15 protein-coding genes are annotated in these 15,836 nt (G+C 65.3%); 9 read left to right on the top strand and 6 right to left on the bottom strand.

Translation table 11 applies throughout. The features are described from left to right. Positions 1–54: 54 nt before the first annotated feature. From mutT to R5N89_RS10800, 3 genes are all read right to left on the bottom strand, one after another. The gene (gene mutT, locus R5N89_RS10810; protein WP_110566700.1) at positions 55–1,059 is read right to left on the bottom strand and encodes an 8-oxo-dGTP diphosphatase MutT; all 1,005 of its coding nucleotides are present in this window, start codon (positions 1,057–1,059) and stop codon (positions 55–57) included. After that, entirely contained in the window at positions 1,056–2,177 is a 1,122-nt protein-coding gene (locus tag R5N89_RS10805) for an aromatic ring-hydroxylating dioxygenase subunit alpha (RefSeq protein WP_373320369.1), read from the bottom strand. Before R5N89_RS10805 ends, mutT begins: the two co-directional genes overlap by 4 nt. Positions 2,178–2,458: 281 nt before the next feature. Then, the gene (locus R5N89_RS10800) at positions 2,459–3,331 is read right to left on the bottom strand and encodes an ATP-binding protein (protein WP_110566698.1); all 873 of its coding nucleotides are present in this window, start codon (positions 3,329–3,331) and stop codon (positions 2,459–2,461) included. Positions 3,332–3,503: 172 nt separating this feature from the next. Between R5N89_RS10800 and yajC the strand changes: the two genes are divergently transcribed. Together yajC and R5N89_RS10790 are read left to right on the top strand one after the other, a co-directional pair. After that, the gene (yajC, locus tag R5N89_RS10795; RefSeq protein ID WP_110566696.1) at positions 3,504–3,893 is read left to right on the top strand and encodes a preprotein translocase subunit YajC; all 390 of its coding nucleotides are present in this window, start codon (positions 3,504–3,506) and stop codon (positions 3,891–3,893) included. 90 nt (positions 3,894–3,983) lie between these two features. Further along, positions 3,984–5,426, top strand: a complete 1,443-nt coding sequence (locus tag R5N89_RS10790; protein WP_110566694.1) for a sugar porter family MFS transporter — start codon at positions 3,984–3,986, stop codon at positions 5,424–5,426. Between the two features lie 57 nt (positions 5,427–5,483). Here the strand turns inward: R5N89_RS10790 and R5N89_RS10785 are convergent, their stop codons facing one another. Next, on the bottom strand, positions 5,484–6,092 hold the full coding sequence (locus tag R5N89_RS10785; protein WP_110566925.1) for a superoxide dismutase: 609 nt from the start codon (positions 6,090–6,092) through the stop codon (positions 5,484–5,486). A gap of 129 nt (positions 6,093–6,221) precedes the next feature. Between R5N89_RS10785 and R5N89_RS10780 the strand changes: the two genes are divergently transcribed. After that, positions 6,222–7,070 (top strand): squalene/phytoene synthase family protein, encoded by an 849-nt coding sequence (locus R5N89_RS10780; protein WP_244192039.1) that lies wholly within the window; start codon positions 6,222–6,224, stop codon positions 7,068–7,070. A gap of 101 nt (positions 7,071–7,171) precedes the next feature. On the opposite strand, the gene R5N89_RS10775 is transcribed toward R5N89_RS10780, so the two are convergent. Further along, on the bottom strand, positions 7,172–8,047 hold the full coding sequence (locus tag R5N89_RS10775; RefSeq protein WP_110566690.1) for an NAD(P)-dependent oxidoreductase: 876 nt from the start codon (positions 8,045–8,047) through the stop codon (positions 7,172–7,174). A 301-nt stretch (positions 8,048–8,348) separates the two neighbouring features. On the opposite strand from R5N89_RS10775, the gene R5N89_RS10770 reads away from it, so the two are divergent. Next, a complete protein-coding gene (locus R5N89_RS10770; RefSeq protein WP_110566688.1) occupies positions 8,349–9,302 on the top strand; it encodes a bifunctional enoyl-CoA hydratase/phosphate acetyltransferase in 954 nt (317 codons plus the stop codon). A gap of 321 nt (positions 9,303–9,623) precedes the next feature. Continuing rightward, positions 9,624–11,117 (top strand): malate:quinone oxidoreductase, encoded by a 1,494-nt coding sequence (locus R5N89_RS10765; protein ID WP_110566686.1) that lies wholly within the window; start codon positions 9,624–9,626, stop codon positions 11,115–11,117. A gap of 62 nt (positions 11,118–11,179) precedes the next feature. On the opposite strand, the gene R5N89_RS10760 is transcribed toward R5N89_RS10765, so the two are convergent. Next, the gene (locus tag R5N89_RS10760) at positions 11,180–11,797 is read right to left on the bottom strand and encodes an NYN domain-containing protein (protein ID WP_110566684.1); all 618 of its coding nucleotides are present in this window, start codon (positions 11,795–11,797) and stop codon (positions 11,180–11,182) included. Positions 11,798–11,990: 193 nt separating this feature from the next. Between R5N89_RS10760 and folK the strand changes: the two genes are divergently transcribed. The 4 genes from folK to acpS all read left to right on the top strand — a co-directional run bounded on the left by folK (position 11,991) and on the right by acpS (position 15,795). Beyond that, positions 11,991–12,530 carry a 2-amino-4-hydroxy-6-hydroxymethyldihydropteridine diphosphokinase gene (gene folK / locus R5N89_RS10755; RefSeq protein ID WP_244192021.1) on the top strand — a complete coding sequence of 180 codons (540 nt, stop codon included), beginning with the start codon at positions 11,991–11,993 and terminating at the stop codon, positions 12,528–12,530. An 80-nt stretch (positions 12,531–12,610) separates the two neighbouring features. Then, the gene (rpoZ, locus tag R5N89_RS10750) at positions 12,611–13,006 is read left to right on the top strand and encodes a DNA-directed RNA polymerase subunit omega (RefSeq protein ID WP_110566682.1); all 396 of its coding nucleotides are present in this window, start codon (positions 12,611–12,613) and stop codon (positions 13,004–13,006) included. A gap of 76 nt (positions 13,007–13,082) precedes the next feature. Further along, positions 13,083–15,374: a bifunctional (p)ppGpp synthetase/guanosine-3',5'-bis(diphosphate) 3'-pyrophosphohydrolase gene (locus R5N89_RS10745; RefSeq protein WP_110566921.1), complete on the top strand. Its 2,292-nt coding sequence runs from the start codon at positions 13,083–13,085 to the stop codon at positions 15,372–15,374. Positions 15,375–15,381: 7 nt separating this feature from the next. Continuing rightward, positions 15,382–15,795, top strand: coding sequence for a holo-ACP synthase (gene acpS / locus R5N89_RS10740; protein WP_110566680.1), 414 nt, complete (start codon positions 15,382–15,384; stop codon positions 15,793–15,795). Positions 15,796–15,836: the final 41 nt, after the last annotated feature.

Genomic DNA, 15,836 nt, shown 5'->3' with positions numbered 1-15,836 from the left:
GCTGTCCGGGGTGGATCATATGCCTCCCCGGTGGCTGCATGAGCGGCCCGGTTCCTACAACAGATCCTGCAAAAGCGGGATCAGCGGGCGGTCGGCATCGGGCATGGGGTAGTCGCGCAGTTTCTCGGCGGGCACCCATTCCAGCTTCTGCCCTTCGCGCGCAGTGGGCGTGTTCTTCCACCGATGGCAGACATAAACCGGCATGAGCAGGTGAAAATGCCCGTAATCATGCGAGACGAAGGTGAAGGGGGCGAGGCACGAGCGCGCCACGTCCAGCCCCAGTTCCTCATCAAGTTCGCGGATCAGGGCGGCCTCGGGGGTTTCGCCCGCTTCCACCTTGCCGCCGGGGAACTCCCACAGCCCGGCCATGGACTTGCCTTCGGGCCTGCGGGCCAGCAGCACGCGGGCATCCGAATCCACTAGCGCCACGGCGGCCACCAGCACGATCCGGCGCGTATCGCCTGCTTCGGTCTCTTCCATCATCTCCTCGCCTGACAGGTCGGCATGCCGCGCCTCGAACAGGCGCACCGGGTATTCTCCCCCGCGTGAGACGAATTCCTGCGTGCTGACGCCATTTTCTCGAAAGCCGATGCGCCTGAGCACCGCGATCGAGGCATGATTGTCGTGTGCTGCGGATGCGGTGAGCCGGTCCACCGGCAGGTTGGCCAGCGCCCAGCGCGCAAGTCGGCCCGCCGTGGTGCTGGCCACCTTGCGGTTCCAGTGCGCGCGGCCCACCCAGTAGCCCAGCGAGCACGAGCGGTCGGCCGCGTTGATGCGCAGCCCGATGCAGCCGATCAGGGCATCGGGCTGGTCGGACTGGGGGCAGGTGATGGCGAAGTGATAGGCCTCGCCATGCTGCGACTGTTCGATGGTGGAGGCGATCCAGTCCTCGGTCATGGCCAGCGAATAGGGGAAAGGAACGCGGCTGAGCATCCGCACCACGCTCCAGTCATTGATCAGCCTGTGCATCGTGCCCGCATCAGATGTGCGGACTTCACGCAGGCGATATTCGCCGGCCTCAAGTAAGGTGGCCGAACCATGTCCCCCCTGATCCATCATGCCGAGGCCGCACCCCGTGCAACCGGTGCGGGCGTATCATCCTGCGCGGGCAGGCCGCATTCAACCAGCAGGGAGCGCAGGTTGTTGATGACCGGGAAGATTTCCTGGTTGCGGTCGCCGCCCTGCTCGTACCAGGCATTCTGCTCCAGTTCCACGATCTCGCGGTCCTCGCGGAAGATCCGCTCGGTGAACGCGGTCAGGAACGGCCAGGCCAGGTCCAGCACGCCGGGAATGCCGGGCCGCTTGATGGAGAGCAGGCCAAACACGCGGTTGGTCAGTTCCGCCTCATCCTGCGGCACGTAGGCAATCCACAGATCCATGACCGGCGGGTTGTCGCCTGTCTGGATATGAAGGGTCTGGTAGGGATAGGTGGTGCGGATGGTCATGACATCGCGATGGGCGAATTTCTCGCTGTTATCGCGCTTCTGGCCAAAGATCAGCGCCTCGCCAATCGGCTGCTTGCCGCTTGTGCGCGCAAAGCTGTAGCGCGCCTCCACCAGGCCGGGGCCGCGTTCCTGGCCCAGGAAGCGCGGCTTCATCTGGCCCATCTGCTTCATGTGCATGAACTGATGGTTCATATCCATCAGGTTCTCGTGCATGAAGCTGTAGTGGCAATGCACCAGCTGCCCAAAGCGGCGGGTCTTGTAGGCGGGGTTCGCCACCTCCGCCAGGCGCGGGAAGGGCGTTGCCTCCGCCTTGGCCGGATCACCGGGGAAAACGAAGATCAGCCCGTCAACCTCGCGCACGGGGTAGGTGCGCACGCCGTTGGGCAGCTTGCCCTTGCCCAGATAGGGCACGTCAATGCATCGGCCCGAGCGGCCATAGGCCCAGCCGTGATAACAGCACTGCACGGAGTCGCCCTTGACCGTGCCCTTGCTCAGGGGCACCTGCCGGTGGGCGCAGCGGTCTTCAAGCGCGAAAACGCTGCCCCCTTCACGCGGGCGGATGAGGGCAATGGGCTGGCCCGCATAGCGGGTGCCAATGGTTTTGCCGGGTTTCAGTTCCCGTGACCAGGCAACGGGATACCAGAAATCGGGGTTGGCACGGATTCGGCGCAGATCCCGCCCGCTGGCCGGGGCGGAGGACTGCATGCTGTCAGGCGGTAACGACTGATCCATTGTCTCTCTTGACTGTTAACAGGGCATGGCAGCCGGATGTGCCATGGGCAGGACGTCGGGTACAACATATATTGCGACGCATTCCGAACATTATCCTGCCGCCATGGCGATATTAAGGATGTTTTTTACGGGCAGGGCAAATGGTTCAGTGCCGTCATGTTTTGTAACGTAGTCGGCGCATCCTTTCGCATCGGACCTTGTGCTGGCCTGTGGTGACCCATCGGGGGAGATGGAACACGCCCAGCATGCCAGCAGCCGCACGGATCAATCCTTGTGATGGATCATGGCCGGGCAGAAAGTTCCGCGCTCAGATCCTCGATGAACTGGAAGGCCACGCGCCCCGAGCGCCCCCCGCGGCCGAGCGACCACGCATTGGCGCGGCGCACGAGATCCTTATCGCTGATCGGCAGGGCGCGTTCCTTCGCATAGGCGCGGACCATGTCCATGAAGGTATCCTGCGCGCAGTTGTGAAAGCCGATCCATAACCCGAAACGGTCGGAAAGCGAGACCTTTTCCTCCGTTGCCTCGGATGTGTTGATGGCGCTCGAGCTTTCGTTCTCGATCATCTCGCGCGGCATGAGGTGGCGGCGGTTCGACGTGGCATAGAACAGCACGTTGTGTGGCCGCCCCGCAATGCCGCCATCAAGCACGGATTTCAGGGCCTTGTAGTCCGCATCCTCGCGCTCGAACGACAGGTCATCGCAGAACACGATGAACCGGCGTGGGCTTTCACGCAGCAGGGCAAGCAGGTCGGGCAGGGTGGACAGATCCTCGCGCTGGATCTCGACAAGCACCAGCAGCCCCTTGCCCTGGGGCGCGGGTTTGCCATCAACAAGGTTGGCCTGGGCATGCGCTGCCTTGACGAGCGAGGACTTGCCCATGCCGCGCGCGCCCCACAGCATGGCGTTGTTGGCGGGCAGGCCGTGCGCGAAGTGCAGCGTGTTGTCGAGCAGCATCTGGCGCTGCCGGTCGATGCCCTGCAAAAGCCCCATCTCCACATGCGCCACGTGGGCCACGGGGGTCAGGCGGCCAAGGGCAGGGTGCCAGATGAAGGCATCTGCCTGCTCCAGCCCGGCAAGCGAGGGCGCGGGGGGCGAGAGGCGCTCGAGGGCCGCGGCAATGCGTGCGAGAACGGGGAGGGTGGTCTGGTCCATCGTCGATCCTGATTTCGGGCATGACAGGGCGGTGGCGCATGCCACCGGGCAATCCGGAGCGCGTTGGCTGACACGGGCCAGGCGAACGCCTTGACGGGAAACAGGCGAAAACTATGGTCCGCATGTCAAACCTGCAACCCGTTCAACCCTTCATTCTGCCGGAAAGATTGCAATGGCCTCTATTTTCAATGACTTACTGACTACGCCCGCCCATGCACAGGCTACTGGTGGCGGCCTGCTGAGCGGCGATGGCATCATGGCGGTGCTGCCCTATGTGGCCATGTTCGGCATTTTCTATTTCCTGCTCATCCGCCCGCAGCAGGTCAAGCAGAAGCAGTTGCGCGGCCAGCTTTCCGCGCTGCGCCGGGGCGACCGGGTGCTGACGGCTGGCGGCATCATCGGCGTGGTGCAGAAGGTCTCGGCGGAGTCGAACGAGGTCGAGGTCGAGATCGCGCCGGGCGTGCGCGTGAGCGTGCTGCGCGACACCATCAGCTCGGTCATTACCAGCGCTGCCACCCCCGCCAATGACAGCACGCCCGAAAAGACCGCCAAAAAGGGCTGATCGCACCCCACGCCTTCATGTTCGCCCCGGATTGGGGCGAACTTCCCTCTGGCTGCATCGTTGCTGCTGTCAACAGCAGGAGCAGGCAGGATGCACAGGCAGCCCGGTATCGCGCAGACAGGCCAACCTGCAGCCACCCACCATTCTCCGGCCATACGTGGCCGCGCGGGACTGATCGGGGGGCTGGCAGCCCTTTCGGGCATCCTGTTCGGGCTGGATACAGGGGTCATGTCCGGCGCGCTCGACCTGATCGCGCAGGAATTCACCCTATCCGACCTGCAGCGCGAATCGATCGTGGCCATCATGCTGCTCGGCGCGGCCCTTGGCGTGATCGTCGCCGCATGGCTTTCGCACGCATGGGGGCGCAAGCGCACGCTGGTGCTCACGGCGGGGCTGTTCGTCATCGGCCCGCTGATGTGCGCCGAGGCCTCATCGTTCGGCATGCTTCTGTTCGCCCGCCTGCTGCTGGGCGTGGCCACCGGAGCCACCACGTTTACCACCCCGCTCTATATTGCCGAGATTGCCGATTCCGGCCGCCGGGGGGCGATGATTCTGGGCTATCAGCTCATGATCTCGTGCGGGTTGCTGGCGGCGTTCGTGTCGGACGGGCTGTTCTCCTATTTTGGCGTGTGGCGGTGGATGCTGGGCATCGTGGGGTTTCCGGGCCTCGTGTTCATGATGGGGGTCATGTTCCTGCCGCCCAGCCCGCGCTGGCTGCTTGCCCAGGGGCGTGAGCGTGACGCGCGGCGCGTGCTGATCGAACTGCGCGGCCTGCCCCGGCTGGTCATGGCCGAGCGCAACGCCATCATGGCCCGGCTGGCGGCGCGCAAGGACGGAATCGGCAATTTCATGAACGACCCCAACTGCCGCCGCGCCATGTGGCTGGCGGTGGGCCTGCAGGTGGCGCAGCAGTTCTCGGGCATCAATGCGGTGCTGTACTATGCGCCCTATATCATCGGGCTGGTGGGCTACAGCCATTACGTGCAGGTGTGGGGGCCGGTGGGGGTGGGGGTCATCAACCTGCTTTCCACCTGTGTCGCCACGTTCTGGGTGGACCGGATTGGGCGCAGGCCCATGCTGATTGGCGGATTCGCGGTCATGGCGCTGGCCATGGCGGGGCAGGCCATGATCCTGGCAGGCGGCGTGCCGCCCATGCCGGGGCTGCGGCTGCTCATGGGGGTGTGCATGCTGGTGTTTGTCGCGGCCTTCGCGTTTTCAGCCGGGCCGCTGGCGTGGCTGCTCTGCGCCGAAATCCTGCCGCTGCGCGGGCGCGAGTTCGGCATGGCGTGCTCCACCTGCGCGAACTGGATCGCCAACATGCTGGTCAGCGCCACCTTCCTCACCGGGCTTGAGGTGCTGGGCGCGGGCAGGGTGCTGTGGGTCTATGCGGCGCTCAATGCGGCATTCATGGTCATGGTGGTGCTGCGCGTGCCCGAGACGCGGGGCATGACGCTGGAGCAGATCGAGGCGGAACTCATGCGCGGCACGAAGCTGCGCGCGCTGGGCTGCGATGCCCCGCCCGAAAAGCGATAGATACAAAAAACCCGGCGCGAAGCCGGGTTTTCCGTAGCCGATGTGCCTGATGCGCGATCAGGCGGACTGAAGCTGCGCCTCGGCAAACTCGTAGTTGGCGAGCTGGTCGAGGTAGTTGACGATGTAGTCGGGGCGACGGTTGCGGAAGTCGAGGTAGTAGGAGTGCTCCCACACATCGAGGCCGAGCAGCACCTTGCCCTGGCCTTCGGCCAGCGGGTTGGAGCCGTTGGCGGTCTTGGTCACCTTCAGCTTGCCGTCGGAGCCCAGAACCAGCCACGCCCAGCCCGAGCCGAACTGCGAGGCGGCAGCGGCCTTGAAGTCAGCCTTGAACTTCTCGATGCTGCCCAGATCCTCAACGATCTTCTTGCTCAGGGAATCGGGGATCACGCCGCCCTTGGGGGCCAGGTTCTGCCAGAACAGGATGTGGTTCCAGTGCTGTCCCGCATTGTTGAACACGGGGGCAAGGTCGGGCTTGCCCTTGACCATGAGGATGATTTCCTCAAGCGACTTGCCCTGCAGTTCCGGCTTGGATTCGACAAACCCGTTCAGCGCCGTCACATAGGCCTGATGGTGCTTGTCATGATGGAGTTCCAGCGTTTCCTGGCACATGCCACGGTTGGCAAGGGCATTGTAGGCGAAGGGAAGGGACGGCAATTCGAAAGCCATGAACATTCTCCTGGGAATTGCAAGGGGCGGCACGTGGCCGCCATACCAAGATTGCTATGGGGGCGCGCCCGGTGCGTCAAGTGACGGACATATGAACGTGCGCCTCCCATGCCTTCGGAACCAAACGCCATGACCGGCCCGATGGATGCATCCCATGTCGCGCACGATGGCGTGTCCATGCTGCATGCCGCCCGCGCGGCTGACCCGGACCGTTTCTTCTGCGCGCTGTTCCTGCCTGCTGCCGCAAGGGCTGCGGCGATGGTGCTGATCGCCTTCAACCATGAATGCGTGCGTGCCGTGGCAACGCCTGCCTCGTGGTCGGTGGCGGGGCCGATGGCTGGGCTGATCCGCCTGCAATGGTGGCGCGACGTGGTGGAAAGCGGCAACGCCCAGCGCCACGACACCGCCCGCGCGCTGCTTGGCCTGCTGGCCGAAGGGCGGGTGCGGCGCGACACGATCGAGGCCATCATCACGGCCCGCGAGAATGAACTCGACGGCCTGCCAGACCGCGAAAACTGGCAGGCTGCGATGCTGGCGGGCGCAGGTGGCGTGCAGGTGGCCATGGCCATGGCGGCAGGCGTCGAGGCTGGCCCGGTGCTGGAGCGGGTGCGCCTGTATGGCGGGGTGTACGGGGTGGGGGCGCTGGTGCGTTACCTGCCTGCCGTGCTGGCCGCAGGCCGCTGCCCGTTGCCAGACGACATGCTGGCTGACGCGGGTCTTACGCGCGACGGGTTGCGCACCGGCCACGCCAGCCCCGGCCAGATCGAGGCCCTGCGTATGAAATTGCGCCAGCAGGGACAGGACTGGCTGGCGCAGGCGCGCATGGGCGGACGCCTGCCGCACCCGGCCCTTGCGGCCAGCCTGCCCGCAGTAATGGGCCTGCGCGACATGAAAGCCCGCGCCCTGCCTGCAAGCCCGCCACGTGGCATGGGCGACAGGCTGGCGGTCATGGCAGCCCGGATGCGCGGGCGGATCTGAAGTGGGCCTGGAACCCGCATATTGATGAAAACAAAAGCTTTTGGTGCCACCCTTGTTCAGAAAAAGCTGCACCAGAACATTTTGATACAGGCGGCCTTTTCTCAGGGCGTATTGGCCACCATGGCTTCCATCACGGCGAACAGGGCGGAATAATCCTCGTTGGGGTAGCGCCTGCGGGTAAGCGACAGGCTCTGGGTGGCGGCGGCCATGGCGGGCAGGGGGGCCATCTGGCGGGCGCCATCGGTCAGCAGCAGGCGCATGTCCTTCTGCATGAGGCGAGTGGGGAATTGCGGGCTGAAATCGCCTGCCTTCGCAGCCTTGAGCTTGCGCTTGTGGTGTGGCGAGATGACCGGCACCGCATCAAGCGCGTCATACAGCATGTCGCGCTCCAGCCCCGATGCCAGGCCATAGGTCACGCCTTCGGCCACCACGGCCAGGGTCGCGCCCATGATGCCGTTGATGACGAGTTTGAGCTTCGAGCCGCTGCCGGCGGGGCCTGCGTGGATGGTCAGGCGGCCAATGGCGTCAAACACCGGCCGGGCGCGGCTGATCTCGTCTGCCGTGCCGCCCGCGAGCACGACCAGATTGCCTGATTCCGCCTCTGGCGTGCTGCCTGCCACGGGCGCGTCGATCACGCTCAGCCCCAGCGCCTTGCCCTGTTCGGCCAGGGCTACGGAGGTCTCGGGGGCGACGGTGCTGGTGTTGATGAGCAGCCCGCCGGGCTTCATGCCCGCCAGCGCGCCGTCGGGCCCCTGCAGCGAAGCCTCGAGCGCCTCGTCATCCGGCACGCACACGATCACGATATCCGCCTCCTGCGCCAGCGCGCGCGGCGTGGGCACGAAGCGCGTGCTGCCATCGCCCCCCTTGCCCGAGGGGGTATAGGCCACGAGCTTATGGCCCGCCCTGGCCAGGTTGGCCCCCATGCGCGACGCCATGGCGCCAAAGCCTACAAAACCGATCAGGGAAGCGGTGGACATGGATAGTCTCCTTGTAATGGTGGGCGCCGTTCAGGCCGCGTGCCCCTATTGTGCCCCAGCATGCATGAGGGGCGTGGGGCCTGTCACGGGGGGTGCCGGTCGCCCTGTTGCGCAGGTGGCGCAGCCCTGGGTCTGAACGGTGGCGCGCGTGCGGGCGTGCCCGCAAACCGGGGCAGCCAGCGGTCACATCTGTGTCATGCGGAGCGGGGGTGGTTGCGCCCTCGCATAAAGATGATGGCGGGCGGATACGGGGGGCTGTGGCATCAGGGGAGCAGGTTCTGCCCGCAACCCGAAAGAAGGCATGATGCGTAGCCTGCGTTTTTTTGATGATCTGGCCCTTACCCTGTCCGGCCATGCCCCCATGCGGCTGGGCGTGGTCTATCCGTGCAGCCTGCCCGCCCTTGAGGCCGCGGCCGAGGTGGCGCGAAACAGTCTGGCCCAGCCGGCGCTGATCGGGCCCGAGGCGCATATCCGCCAGATGGCTGCGGCATCGGGCGTGTCGCTTGCAGGCTGCGCTTTTATTGACCTGCCCACGGCGGAGGACGCCGCGCGCCACGGCGTGCGCATGGCGCGGGATGGCGAGGTGGCGGCGTTGATGAAGGGCTCGCTGCATTCGCGCATTTTCCTGCACGAACTTGGCCACCACGAGGGCGGGCTGCGCACGGCCCGGCGCATGAGCCATGTCTATGTGCTTGATGCCCCGCAGGCCCCGCGCGTGCTGCTGGTGAGCGATGGGGCGGTCAATATCGCGCCTGACCTCGAAACCCGGCGCGACATCGTGCAGAACAGCATCGACCTCGCCCATATGCTGGGCCTGCCGCAGCCAAAGGTGGCGGTGCTCTCGGCAGTGGAGGTGGTCAACCCCGCACTCCCCTCCACGCTGGATGCGGCGGTGCTGTGCAAGATGGCCGAACGCGGGCAGATCACGGGCGCCGTGTTGGACGGGCCGCTCGCCCTTGATAACGCCGTCAGCCCCGAGGCCGCGCGCTGCAAGGGCGTGGTCTCGCCCGTGGCGGGGCTGGCGGATATTCTGGTGGTGCCCGACCTTGAGGCGGGCAATATCCTGGCCAAGCAGATGACCTTCATCGGGCAGGCGCAGGCGGCGGGCATTGTCATGGGCATGCGCGTGCCGGTCATCCTGACCAGCCGGGCCGACCAGGTGGCGGTGCGCGTGCTGTCATGCATGGTAGCGGCGGTGATGATCCGCCACGGCTATGGCGGGACTCTGCCCACGCACATGGATCAGTGCGGATGACGGCGCGCCGCGATGCGTGTAGGGAAAGGCCAGCGCCTGCGCGCGGGCCGGTTTTTGCCGTGCCGGGGGCAGGCGGCCGGGGGCCATTGGGGCGGTAATATGGCGTCCTCGCGTAGAGATGATGCAGCGCCCTGGCGCACATGGTGGCAAGGAAAGGGCTGACAGTCCGGTTGCCCATTGCGCATGGGGCCGGCGCGCCGGGTGCCACCGGCGCCAACATGAATGTAATCAGGCCGGGTGTCCCGCGCCGCCGGGCAGGCTGCCCGGTCCAGCCGATGAACAGTCACGCAGCGGGTTTCCGATGCCGATCCGGAGAATGCCATGACCTCGAATCCCTCATCCGCCTCCACTTACGATGTGGTCCTGATTGGTGGTGGAATCATGAGTGCAACGCTCGGCGCCCTGCTGCGCCAGCTTGAGCCCGGCCTGTCCATCGCCCTGTTCGGGCGGCTTGATGACGTGGCGCTGGAAAGCTCGAATGGCTGGAACAACGCAGGCACCGGCCATTCCGCCCTGTGCGAGCTGAATTACACCCCCCTGCGCCCCGATGGCACGGTGGATATTTCCAAGGCCGTGAACGTGAACGAGGCCTTTCAGGTTTCGCGCCAGTTCTGGTCCTATCTTGTCGAGACCGGGCAGATCGCTTCCCCGCGTGATTTCCTCAACCCCATTCCGCACATGAGCTTTGTGTGGGGGGCGGAGAATGTCGATTTCCTGCGCCGCCGTTACGCGGCCCTGCAGCAGCATCCGCTGTTCGAGGGCATGTCGTTCACCACCGATGAAGCCCAGTTGCGCCAGTGGATGCCGCTGGTCATGCACGACCGCGCGCCTGGCCAGCCCCTGGCCGCCACATGGCACCCGGCGGGCACGGACGTGAATTTTGGCGCACTGACCCATCGCCTGATCGACCTGCTGTCCAGCAAGCCCGGCTTTGACCTCAACCTTGCCCATGAGGTGGAGGATCTGACCCCCACGGGCGACGGGCAGTGGGATATCGCGGTCCGTGCCGTGCATGGCGGGGGCGAACGCAAGGTGCGCGCCAGATTCGTGTTTGTTGGCGCAGGCGGCGGCGCCCTGCACCTGCTCCAGAAAAGCGGCATCCCCGAAGCGCGCGGCATTGGCGGCTTTCCCGTCAGCGGGCAGTTCCTGCGCTGCACCAACCCCGATGTGGTGAGCCAGCACCATGCCAAGGTGTATGGCAAGGCCTCGGTCGGTGCGCCGCCCATGTCGGTGCCGCATCTCGATACCCGCGTGATCGATGGCAAGCAGGGCCTGCTGTTTGGCCCCTATGCCGGGTTCTCGACCAAGTTCCTCAAGCAGGGGTCGTGGCTGGACCTGCCGCGCTCCATCCGCATGGACAATATCGGGGCCATGATGGCGGTCGCGCGCGACAACATGCCACTGACCCGATACCTGATCCAGCAGGTCATGCAGTCCAACGAGGACCGGCTCAAGGCGCTGCGCGATTTCGTGCCCACCGCCCGCAAGGAGGACTGGGAGCTGATTACCGCAGGCCAGCGCGTGCAGGTCATCAAGAAAGACGCCAAGAAGGGCGGCGTATTGCAGTTCGGCACGGAGGTCGTGACCGGTGGCGGCGGGTCCATCGCGGGGCTGCTTGGTGCCTCGCCCGGTGCCTCCACCGCAGCCCCCATCATGCTCACGGTGCTGCAGCGCTGCTTTGCCGACCGCCTGCCGCAATGGGAGGCACGGCTGCGCGAGATGGTGCCCTCCTATGGCATCAAGCTCGGGCAGGATGCGGCCCTGTGCGCGCAGGTGCGCGAACGCACCCGTACCGCCCTGCAGCTTGATGGCTGAGGGTTAAAAACCCGTTTGTGTAAAAAACCCGCCCGGGCCTTGGCCCGGGCGGGTTTTTTGTATCAGTCGCCGTCCTGTTCGCTCATCTGGTCCGCCGGGTGGCGCACCGGCGGGGGCGCGTTGTTGTTGTGGCGTGGCGGGCGGTTTTCAAGGTGGCGGCGCATGAAGTGGGTGGCGATGTCAGCCAGTTCGACAAACTGGTCGGCCTGACGGCGCAGTTCATCGCCAATCAGCGGCGGCGTAGTCTTGATCGAACCGACCACGGTGGTGCGCACGCCCTGGCGCTGCACGGATTCAAGCAGGCGGCGGAAATCGGAATCACCACTGAACAGCACGGCATGGTCGATGCGCGGCGCCATTTCCATCATGTCCACCGCGAGTTCCACGTCCATGTTGCCGCGCACGCGGCGGCGACCGTTATGGTCGATGAACTCGCGCGCGTTCTTGGTCACGAGGGAATAGCCGTTATAGACCAGCCAGTCCGTCAGTGGCTTGAGGGGGGAGTATTCCTCGGTATCGAGCACGGCAGAATAATAATAGGCCCGCAATACGTTTGACTTCGAGCGGAAGAATTGCAGCAGCTTGCGGTAATCAACCTCGAAACCAAGGTTACGTGATGCGGAATACAGGCTGGTGCCATCAATAAAAAGGCAGAGCCGCTCCTCGGGTTGAAAAAACATTTGTGTTCAGTCCCTGAAACAAAAAAGTGAATATGTTGCGATCGTGTTAAATTTCGACTGGCATGTATTTTATTGTGATGTGGAAGTTGTGCGGTAGCAATCGGTCCGGTTATATAGAAGCAGATATCCTCACAGAAGTTCCCTGACGGTCGGATTACTAACCGAGCGCAGGCTGCCGGACCATAGTTTCCAGATGAAGATGCCGCAATCCATCTCCTGCATCACAGACACCTTTATTGCGGTGGGCGCCAACCTGCCACGGGAAAGTGGTGAAACTGCGGCCATGACCTGCCTGTGGGCGGTGGACGAACTGGCCCGCATTCCCGGCCTTTCGGTGGTGGGCGTCTCGGCGTGGTACGAGAGCGCGCCGGTGCCGCCCTCGGGCCAGCCCCCTTACGTGAACGGAGTCGTGCGCATGGCGGGCGATGTCGACCCCGCCTGGCTGCTGGGGCAACTGCACGCCATAGAGGCCGCCGCCGGGCGCAGGCGCACGGTAGCCAACGCCGCCCGCCCGCTTGATCTCGACATCATCTCCATGGGTGGGCTAGTGCGCGCGGCGCCTGACCCCATCGTGCCCCACCCGCGCGCGACGCAGCGCGCCTTCGTGCTGCTGCCGCTGCGCGATGTCATGCCTGACTGGCGCGACCCGGTGACAGGGCAGGGGATTGACGCCTTCCTGCCCGGTGTCGCGGGGCAGGCCATCAGCCGCATGGCGGGGCCGGAGGGCGCATAAGGCTTGCATCACGACAGGCAGGGGCGTAATAAGGTAAATTCTTATCAACACACCTATTTAACAACCGGAGTTCAGGCCTGATGGCACGCGTCACTGTCGAGGACTGCGTTGAGCGGGTTCCCAATCGTTTTGAACTGGTGCTGCTGGCAGCCCAGCGCGCCCGCGCCCTGTCGCGCGGCGAGGAAATGACGATTGACCGCGATAACGACAAGAACCCCGTTGTCGCCCTGCGCGAGATCGCGGACCAGACCATTAACCTCGAGCAGATCCGCAGCGACCTCGTGCGTTCGCTCGCCCGTGCGCCCGAGCCCGAGCCTGCCGATGAGGAAGTGGTCGACCTGATCCCGACCGAGCAGAACATCTTCGGCCTGCAGGATGTCTCGGCCGAGGAAGAGGCCCGTCATTCCACCAGCGGCATGTCGGCTGAAGAACTCGAGGCATCGGTTGAGTCGGCCCTGAGCGGACGGGGCCGGTAATTTCTGGCGCCCATAACACCTGACGAGAGGGTGGAAGGTGACTGACCCGACCCGATCGGAAACGACATCTTCTTCCCTGCCCGTGCCTGTCACGGGTGGCGTGGCTGCGCCTGCGGCCACCCTTCCCGCCCGGCATGAGGGCGGGGAGCGCGCCCTTTCATGCGAGGGGCTGATCCGGCGCATCCATGCGTACGACCCCACCGCCGATGCGGAACTGATCCGCCGGGCCTTTGCCGTGGCCCAGGCTGCCCATGCGGGGCAGGCGCGCGATAACGGCGACCCCTACATCACCCACCCGCTGGCCGTGGCCAACATTCTCGCGGGCTTCCATCTCGATACCGCCTCGATCGTGACAGCGCTCCTGCACGATACGGTGGAAGATACCGGCGTTACCCAGAAGCAGCTGCGCGAACAGTTTGGCGATACGGTTGCCGAACTTGTTGATGGCGTAACCAAGCTCACCCGGCTCGAACTCCAGTCCGATCGCACCAAGCAGGCGGAGAATTTCCGCAAGCTCGTGCTGGCCATGTCGCGCGATATCCGCGTGCTGCTCGTCAAGCTCGCCGACCGCCTGCACAACATGCGCACCCTGCATTACGTGCAGCGCATCGACCGCAGGCAGCGCATCGCGCGCGAGACGATGGAGATCTACGCCCCCCTTGCCGGCCGTATCGGCATGGACAAGGTCAAGGTCGAACTCCAGAACCTGTCATTCGCCGCCCTCGAGCCCGAGGCGATGGCCACCATCCGCGCACGCCTCAACTACCTGCGCGGGCAGGGGGCCGACGTGATCGAGGAGATCCGTCGCGAGCTTCAGGCCCTGTGCATCGATGCCGGGCTGGAAGGCGTGGAGGTGACGGGGCGGGAAAAGACGCCCTATTCCATCTGGGAAAAGATGCAGCGGCGCAATGTCGCCTTCGAGCAGCTTTCCGATATCATGGCCTTCCGCATCATCGTGCCCTCGCGCGAGGCCTGTTATATCGCGCTTGGCGCGGTGCATGCCGCCTATCCGGTCATTGCCGGGCGGTTCAAGGACTATATTTCCACCCCCAAGGCCAACGGCTACCAGAGCCTGCATACCGGGGTGACGCTGCGCCACCCGCGCAACCAGAAGATCGAGGTGCAGATCCGCACGGCGGAAATGCACGACGTGGCCGAGAACGGCGTGGCCTCGCACTGGCTGTACAAGCAGTTGCCCGATGCGGCGGCAACGGGTGCGACCAAAGGCGTGGTCTCGGGCCTGCGCTGGGTGCAGGACCTGCTCGACATCCTTGAGGATTCATCGGCCCCCGATGAGTTCCTCGAGAACACCAAGCTCGAACTTTATCAGGATCAGGTTTTCTGCTTTACGCCCAAGGGGCAGCTGATCTCGCTGCCACGCGGGGCGACGCCGGTTGATTTCGCCTATGCCGTGCACAGCCAGGTGGGTGATACCTGCGTGGGTGCCCGCATCAATGGCCGCCTGATGCCGCTGCGCCACGAGTTGCAGAATGGCGATCAGGTCGAGATCATGACCGCGCGTGGCGGCACGCCCTCGCCCTCATGGGAGCGGTTTGTCGCCACCGGCAAGGCGCGCGCGCGCATCCGCCGTCATGTGGCGCTGCAGCAGCGCGAGGCCCATCTGGAAAGTGGCCGCGTGGCGCTGGCCAAGGCCTTCCGGCAGGAAGGGGTGGATGGCTCGGAAAAGGTGCTCGAAAGCCTGCTCAAGGACCTGCGCCTGCAAAGCGTGGCTGACCTGTACGTGGCCGTGGGCAATGGCAACCAGTCCGCGCGCGAGGTGGTGCAGCTTGCCTACCCCGAACTGCGCCGCGCCCCGCGCGCCCCGCGCATGGTGCCGGGCCTGTCCATGCGTGCGCCTGCGGGCGGGCCGCTGGGTGGTGGTCCGGGGCGGCGCAAGCCGGCTGCGGGCGGCATGGCGCTTGCGGGCGTGGGTGCTGGCATGGCGGTGCATTTTGCCGGGTGCTGCCACCCGCTGCCGGGCGATCGGATCGTGGGCATCGTCTCCACCGGCAAGGGCATTACGGTGCATACGCTGGGCTGCCAGACGCTGGAAACCTTTGCCGCCACCCCCGAGCGGTTCATGGACCTGGACTGGGATTACGACCTGATCGCGCGCAACGCCACCGGCCACCATACCGGGCGGCTGAGCGTGGTCACGGCCAACGAGCCCGCCATGCTGGCCACGCTGACCAACATCGCCGCCAAGCATGAGGGCGTGATGATGAATCTGCGCATCGTCAACCGCCAGCTTGAATTCATGGAGATCCTTGCCGATATCGAGGTGCGCGACCTGCGGCACCTGACCGCCATCATGGTGGCGCTGCGGGCCGCCAAGGGCGTGGTGCAGGTTGAACGGGCAAGGGGTTAGTCAGGCCATGCTGATCGGCATCGGTTCGGACCTGTGCGATGCGCGGCGGATCGAGACGGTCCTCGCCCGGCACGGTACGCGCTTCATCACCCGCGTGTTCACCGCGCGCGAGCAGCAGGCGGCCGCGCGCAGGCAGGGCAATGCGCGGCTTGGCACCTACGCCAAGCGCTGGGCGGCGAAGGAGGCCTGCGCCAAGGCGCTGGGCACCGGCTTTGCCCGTGGCGTGTTCCATAGCGACCTTGGCGTGGAAAACCTGCCCGGTGGGCAGCCGGTCATGCGGCTTACGGGCGGGGCGCAGGCACGACTTGAGAGCATGCTGCCCGCAGGCCATGAAGCCCGCATATTCCTGACCATGACCGATGAGCACCCCTATGCCTTTGCTCAGGTCATGATCATGGCGGAGAGGGCAGCCACGGCCTGATGCCCGCAGGCCGCCCTTGGGCAATGCTTGACAGGCAGGGC

Source organism: Komagataeibacter sucrofermentans DSM 15973 (assembly GCF_040581405.1).
Lineage (GTDB): Bacteria > Pseudomonadota > Alphaproteobacteria > Acetobacterales > Acetobacteraceae > Komagataeibacter > Komagataeibacter sucrofermentans.
The sequence above is the reverse complement of the archived record's forward strand: the minus strand, read 5'-3'. Positions and strand labels throughout refer to the sequence as shown.